The organism is Sphingobacterium shayense (genome assembly GCF_013179575.1).
Taxonomy (GTDB): Bacteria; Bacteroidota; Bacteroidia; order Sphingobacteriales; family Sphingobacteriaceae; genus Sphingobacterium; species Sphingobacterium shayense.
Window position 1 is genome coordinate 1 of the sequence record NZ_JABMCQ010000194.1, and the last position, 6,906, is coordinate 6,906.

Genomic DNA, 6,906 nt, shown 5'->3' on the forward strand with positions numbered 1-6,906 from the left:
CTGTTGATCATTGGTTCTAACCAAGAAAAAGAATATGCATTTTGCGATGCACACCTTCAAATACTTTCCTACAAATAACCCGGTCCCTACGTTTTTATAAGAGGAGTATATTTTGTAGTTTTGTGTAATAAAACCCAAACGTATTGTTATGTCAAAAGCATCTGAAGTAAAATCAGGAAATATACTTCGTTTTAATGGAGAACTAGTTGCCGTAGAAGAATATATTCACCGTACTCCGGGGAATCTTCGGGCATTTTACCAAGCACGTATGCGGAATGTGCGTTCCGGTAAATTAGTAGAATATCGTTTTCGTACTGATGAGGAAGTGGAAATTGCTCGAGTAGAAACGAATGACTACCAATATCTATATGATGATAGCGACTTTTTTGTTGTAATGGATAATAATACGTATGAGCAGTTTAATATTCCCAAGGGATTATTTGGGGATACTGCACGTTTTTTAAAGGAAGGTATGAACGTCATCGTTTCCTTTGAAAGTGATGAAGCAATTATGGCACAGGCACCCGCGACGGTTGAACTTGAGATTACCTATACTGAGCCGGCAGTAAAAGGCGATACTTCTACTAGTGCGTTAAAAAATGCTACAGTTGAGACCGGAGTAGAAATTAAAGTTCCCTTGTTTATCAATCAAGGAGACAAAGTCAAAGTAGATACACGTACCGGAGATTATATAGAACGTGTTAAATAAAGATTTGGTTTAGGTTGATTATACGGTCTTGTTTGCCTTTTTGGTACAAGGCCGTTTTTTTTAGTTTAAAATGGATAAAGCTTCTCTAAGGATTAAATACAGAATGGCGAGGGCTGGATTGTCTCCAGAACAACTTTCTACCTTTAATGATCGAATTCTGGACCATTTACTGAACCTCGATTACTCCGCTATCACCTATGTTCATACATTTTTACCGATAAGAGATAATAATGAACCTAATATGTGGCGCTACATCGAGCGGGTCAAAAAACTTTACCCTCGAATAAGACTCGTGATTAGCAGATCAAATCCAATCGATCATTCTATGGATCATTTTTTATATTCAAGCGAGTTGGAACTCGTTGAAAATAGATGGGGAATCGCCCAGCCAAAATCTGGTTTAAGAATTGAAGAAGCAAAACTTGATCTTGTTATTGTGCCACTTCTGGTCGCGGATCAAAACGGAGGTCGAGTTGGATATGGTAAAGGGTTTTACGATCGTTTTTTGGCAAAATGTAGACCCGACTGTCTAAAAGTTGGAGTGTCGTTCTTTGATCCTGTAGCTAATATATCCGACGTTGATCGGTATGATATTCTTCTAGATAAATTGGTGACACCCCAAGCAGTAATTTCTTTTGCGTAGATCTATAAAATTGAATTTACTTGTAAAGTATTCGAAACTTTATCGTATTTTCAATTTGCTTTAGTTCTTTAAGCATCTTTTTGTCATAGGCAACGTGTATGTCTGTAACGGCATACCCAAGATCTCCTTTGGTCATCAGAAATTGAGAGATAATGTTGATGTCATTCTCCGCGTAAATATTATTGATCTGCGCCATAATACCTGGTATATTTTGATGAATATGCAATAATCGGTGTGCCTGTGTTAGACGTGGCAACGTAAGGTTAGGGAAATTACGACTCATATCCGTATCACCGTTGTTGATAAAATCGGCCATGCGACGCGGGATGAACTCCGAGTTTCGTTTTTTATTTTTCTTGTCGTCAAAAATGACGATACCTTTTTCTGTGCAAATTTTCCTATTGACAAACTCTTTGCTATCGCCTAAGCAGCCTATTGTTTTTAATTTATCTGCCTGCGCGAGCTGTGCATCGTCAACTTTGATACCATCGGCTAAGAGTAATAATCCCACATCTTTCGTGTATTTTTCTTCGAAGCTATCTTTCATGCGTACAGAAAATCCATCGCGCTTTAGAATATGGGCAGCGATTTCCGGGACATCGCCAACCAATAAACAAAGTATTCTATTCTTTGGATACGATATTGCTCGAGGGAGGTCGTTGACATACAAAAACTCATCGAAACTTGGAGTGATGTGGTCTGCCTTTTCGGTAACACTCTGGCGAGAGATATTTTCTGTAAACGCGAAGAATTTCTCAATTAGTCCAGACTCTTTTAGTTGAAAATCCGAATAACCGTCGCCGATTCCATATATGCGTCCATCTATTTTTAATTCTTTTAATAGTTTCACCTTTCCCCCTTCATCGGATAAGGGGTTGGCGTCATCATAACCGACGATATTTCCAGCTTCGTCAAATTTAAAAGTGTTTGCGTAAATATTCTCCTTTTTGATGTGATAGGGAGTAACAACAGGTGTAATAAATTCCTTAAAACCTCCTGATACGATCCAGGCGGTATCTTGATTTTCTTTGAAAAACTCTTTATTTCTCTCAAAGGATCTAGATACTTTCTTTTTTAGATGGGTTACGAGTTTGTTTAGATGGGTTTTGTTTGCATTGAGTAGTTGAACCCTTCCGGTAAGCGCTTCACGAAAAGAGATTTTTCCTTCCATAGCTAAGTTGGTGAAGTCTTCAATTTTTTTGTAGATAATATCTTTATCAGGGTGATTCTCGAGTGAAATACGTGCAAGCTCATCTAGCGCTTCGACTTGTGTAAAAGTACTATCGAAATCGATGATATAATAATTTTTCACGGTGGTTTAGTTTGTTATAAGGTTATGTTTTATATTCTTTACTCATTTCTTGTAAAGTTACATCAACGGGCTTAAATGTGTATCCTGTACCGTCGGTTATTTTTCTATTCGTATAGGCTAAATTCGCTGAAGAGGCCTGCGCAGCCTCTCGAGTAAGTGACGCTTTTGAGCCTGTGATCATAGCAACCAATTTTGCAACTCGCCATCCGATGCTTAACATAAAGGGCTTGGCAGCAATTGTTGGTGCTGGTTTCTCAAGAGCCAGAGCGACACGCTCCAAAAGCTCTTTATTTGTGAAATTTTGGCTATTTAAAATATACCGCTCACCGGAGATTGAATCATCTTTCATCAATATAATCATCAATTTTGCCACGTCAATCACATCGACTATTCCAACTGTTCCTGGTGGATAAATTTTTAAACCTTTTTTTACCATGTTGAATATAACGCCTGCAGACTTTTTGCCCGTACCTACACCCATGATTACTGATGGGTTAACAATTACGGCATTTAGCCCCTCGACGATGCCTCTCCATACAATCATTTCACTCTCATATTTAGAGATGGCATAGCGGGAATTCTTGGATCCGTCATCCCATTTGCTCATTTCATCGATTAGTTGACCATTTTTGCTTTCCCCTAAAGATGCGATTGAACTTACATGGACCAGCCTTGCTCCATGTTCGAGGCACAAATTGACAATGTGCTGGGTTCCGGTTATGTTCGTATGTAACATTGATGCCCAGTCGCTTTTTTGATATGAGATCTTCGCGGCACAGTGGTAAACTTGCGTGACGCCTTCAAACGTGTCCGCTAGTGCGAAATAATCGGTTATATCGGCATCGATCCATTGTACTAGAGACGAAGCCTTTAGCGATTCCGGAATCGACGAAGTCGGTCGTTTGGTTGCCAAAACCGCCAATCCTTCGTCAATTAAAAGTTTGATTAATGTTGATCCTAGGAATCCTGTGCCTCCAGTTACTAATATCACTTGCTAACTTATTGTTGAAAACTTATTCTTTCCAAAAATAGCTTAATAAATGCATATTTGCGAAATACTCAGTACATTGTTTCTAATTTTGTAATATTATTCCCCAAATCGTATGTCTTTAGTTGATTTTTTTACGCCCGTTCCTTTTAAAAGTTTGTACCCTGAAGAGGGGTATTATAATTCACAATTTGGGAAGTTTGTGGATATTTACGAAGAGGTTTTTCCAGATTTGGAAGATGTGGAAAATCGACCGCATATTGCATTATTCGGCGTAGAAGAAGAACGAGGTTCGCTGAATAATGCAGGTACTAAAAAATCACCGGATGCAGTTCGGAAGAATTTATATAAGTTATATCAAGGTGATTATACCGTGCGTATTGCGGATTTAGGTAATATTAAAGCAGGCAATACGATCAATGATACGTATTTTGCAGTGAAGACGGTGATGGAGGAGCTACTTAAGAAAGATATTCTTCCTGTTATTATTGGCGGAGGCCACGATATAACCTATGGGCAGTATTTAGGCTATCAGGGACTTGAGCAGCGCGTGGAAGTAGCTGTTATCGATGCTAAGTTTGATGTAGACCAGGAAGGTGTAGATAATGCAGTATTGAATTCCGATTCCTTTTTGAATAAGATAATTTTGCACGAACCAGATTACTTATTTAATTTGAGTAACATAGCATATCAGACCTATCTCGTAAGCAAAGAATCGATCAATATGTACGACAAGATCTATTTTAGTACCATGCGTGTCGGTGCTATCTCAGGAAAGCTTGATCAAGCTGAACCCTTGATTCGTGCTGCTGATATGGTCAGTTTCGATATAGGAGCGGTGCGGGCTTCAGAGGCTCCTGGCAACGCGAATGCAAATCCTAACGGCCTTTTTGGCGACGAAGCTTGTCAACTTGCTCGGTACGCGGGAATGTCCGATAAATGTACTTCGATAGGGTTCTACGAACTTAACCCTACGTTCGATCCGATGGGGTTAACGGCTAGTCTAGTGGCCCAAATGATCTGGTGTTTTGTCGATGGTTTTTATAATCGTAAGCATGATGCTCCGTTGATCCCTAAATCTGATTACGTGATTTATCGTACAACGCTTGTCACCGATGATTATGAGTTGATCTTTGTAAAAAGTAAAAAATCGGACCGTTGGTGGATGCAAGTTCCCTACTTTGGTTCTAGGTCCGTTAATGAAAGGTATTATTTGGTTCCCTGTCGATATGAAGATTATCAGCAAGCCGTTGGAGGAGATATGCCTGATTTGTGGTGGAAAACACATCAAAAACTACAGTAGTGTTTTAGCGTTATAATCGCAATTGTTTAAAATCCCTAAAGAAAAAGATCTGATGGAGGTATTTTTGTTTGTTTTGGTTGCCTTTTTGGTAGTGCTGCTTGTCTTTATGTTGTTGCGGAATAGCCAAAATGTAAGCCAGCAGGTTTATCAAACGCTAGTTGAAGAGCGTAATACGGTTATGCTGAATTTAGCAAAGGTGGAACAGCGGGAACAGCTGTTGTTACAGTCAAAAGACCAACTTGAAGCATCCCTCGATAAGGAACGTCTGGAGAAATCATCTCTTGAGCGTACATTAGAGGCAACTAATGCTTATTTACAGGCTCAACAGGAGAAGTTTGCTGTACAACAGGAAGAGATTAATCGTACACGAGAGAAATTCCAGCTTGAGTTTCAGCACATGGCCAATACGATTCTAGAGGAAAAGACGCAGAGGTTCACCGCTGTCAATCAATTGCAGATGGATCAAATTCTAAATCCATTGAAAGATCGTATAAAAACTTTTGAAGAAAAGGTGGAAAGGACCTACCAGCATGAATCTGCGGAACGTAATGTTCTAAAAGGAGTCGTTGAACAGATGATGCAGCAAAGTTTGTTGATCAGTAATGAAGCGAATAATCTGACAAGAGCGCTTAAAGGAGATAGTAAAAAGCAAGGTAATTGGGGAGAAGTGATCCTTGAACGTGTTTTGGAACGCTCAGGATTAGTCAAGGATCAAGAATATCAATTGCAGTCAGTTTTTAAGGATCAGGAGAGTCGGAAAATTCCCGATGCTATCATTATGTTGCCTAGTGATAAACATCTGATCGTTGATTCCAAAGTCTCACTAACGGCATACGAAAGATGGATTGACGCCGAGGAATTTGACGAGCAGCAGCAATGTCTAAAGAAGCATGTTAGCTCTATTGAGAATCATGTACGTGAGCTTTCCAGTAAGAATTATCAAGATCTGTACGGTGTGCATTCACCAGATTTTGTTTTGTTATTTATGCCTATTGAATCCGCGTTGAGCGTCGCTGTTCGGGAAAAACCAGATATTTTCTCCGACGCATGGGACAGGCGTGTCGTTATCGTGAGCCCCTCGACTCTCCTAGCTACACTTCGTACTATAGCCAGTATTTGGGTGCAAGAACGCCAAAATAAAAACGTATTAGAAATTGCTAAGGAGGCTGGCGCGTTATATGATAAATTTGTTGGATTTTTATCAGATATGCAACAGATTAATATCCACATCCAAAAGGCCTCCGAAAAACACAATGATGCTATGAAAAAGCTTAGTACCGGACCGGGGAACGTTGTGCGAAAAATAGAGAATTTAAAAATATTGGGAGCGAAGACTAACAAACAGATTGATAACCGTTTGCTTGATTAGATTCGGCGGGGACAGGTTTTCCATCTTTAAGCTCAGGAGCCTAAAGATGGATTAACAATATCACGTTCGTTTTAGGAAGAATTATATATTGTAATTTCAGGGTTTATTATAGATGCGACGGTGAAATGTTGATTCAAATTCTATTTTAAATGAATATCAGAACTTAAGAAAGTTAATATAGTTTGGCCATAAAAGTGGATTTTGCAGTTTAATTGGACTATTTTCCTGCCAAAATATTCCAATTAATATCCGTTTGCTGTGTCGTCGCCTCGAGGGTCAGCGCCGGCTTGACGTTTTCCATTAGGCATGATAATTATATTTTCCATGCGACCTATTGCTCCTCGTTTATTGATAGAGTATCCATCTTCTTTTAGGCTTTTCCGAACATCGTCCGAGATAGCACCTGTTTCCACATCAATACGGTCGGGTTGCCATTGATGATGAAAACGCGGAGCGCTGACCGATTCTTGTGCGGACATACCAAATTCAAGAACATTCAGGATTCCTTGGAATACGGATGTGATAATAGTCGATCCGCCAGGGGTTCCAATAACCATTTTTAATTTTCCGTCCTGTTCAACT

General features: G+C 39.5%; 7 protein-coding genes. 4 read left to right on the forward strand and 3 right to left on the reverse strand.

Annotated features, from left to right (window positions below):
- Nucleotides 1-148 precede the first annotated feature (148 nt).
- On the forward strand, nt 149-709 hold the full coding sequence (gene efp / locus HP439_RS16850; RefSeq protein ID WP_172391506.1) for an elongation factor P: 561 nt from the start codon (nt 149-151) through the stop codon (nt 707-709).
- A 70-nt stretch (nt 710-779) separates the two neighbouring features.
- Nucleotides 780-1,352, forward strand: coding sequence for a 5-formyltetrahydrofolate cyclo-ligase (locus HP439_RS16855; protein WP_172391507.1), 573 nt, complete (start codon nt 780-782; stop codon nt 1,350-1,352).
- Nucleotides 1,353-1,368: 16 nt separating this feature from the next.
- Here the strand turns inward: HP439_RS16855 and HP439_RS16860 are convergent, their stop codons facing one another.
- Together HP439_RS16860 and HP439_RS16865 are read right to left on the reverse strand one after the other, a co-directional pair.
- Nucleotides 1,369-2,664, reverse strand: a complete 1,296-nt coding sequence (locus HP439_RS16860) for an HAD-IB family phosphatase (protein ID WP_172391508.1) — start codon at nt 2,662-2,664, stop codon at nt 1,369-1,371.
- Between the two features lie 22 nt (nt 2,665-2,686).
- Nucleotides 2,687-3,655: an SDR family NAD(P)-dependent oxidoreductase gene (locus HP439_RS16865; protein WP_172391509.1), complete on the reverse strand. Its 969-nt coding sequence runs from the start codon at nt 3,653-3,655 to the stop codon at nt 2,687-2,689.
- A 112-nt stretch (nt 3,656-3,767) separates the two neighbouring features.
- On the opposite strand from HP439_RS16865, the gene HP439_RS16870 reads away from it, so the two are divergent.
- Complete coding sequence (locus HP439_RS16870) at nt 3,768-4,955, forward strand: formimidoylglutamase (protein WP_172391510.1); 1,188 nt, start codon at nt 3,768-3,770, stop codon at nt 4,953-4,955.
- Between the two features lie 52 nt (nt 4,956-5,007).
- Entirely contained in the window at nt 5,008-6,324 is a 1,317-nt protein-coding gene (locus HP439_RS16875) for a DNA recombination protein RmuC (protein WP_172391511.1), read from the forward strand.
- Between the two features lie 242 nt (nt 6,325-6,566).
- On the opposite strand, the gene HP439_RS16880 is transcribed toward HP439_RS16875, so the two are convergent.
- Nucleotides 6,567-6,906 (reverse strand): gamma-glutamyltransferase (locus HP439_RS16880; RefSeq protein WP_172391512.1); only part of this gene is annotated, 340 nt, incomplete at its 5' end.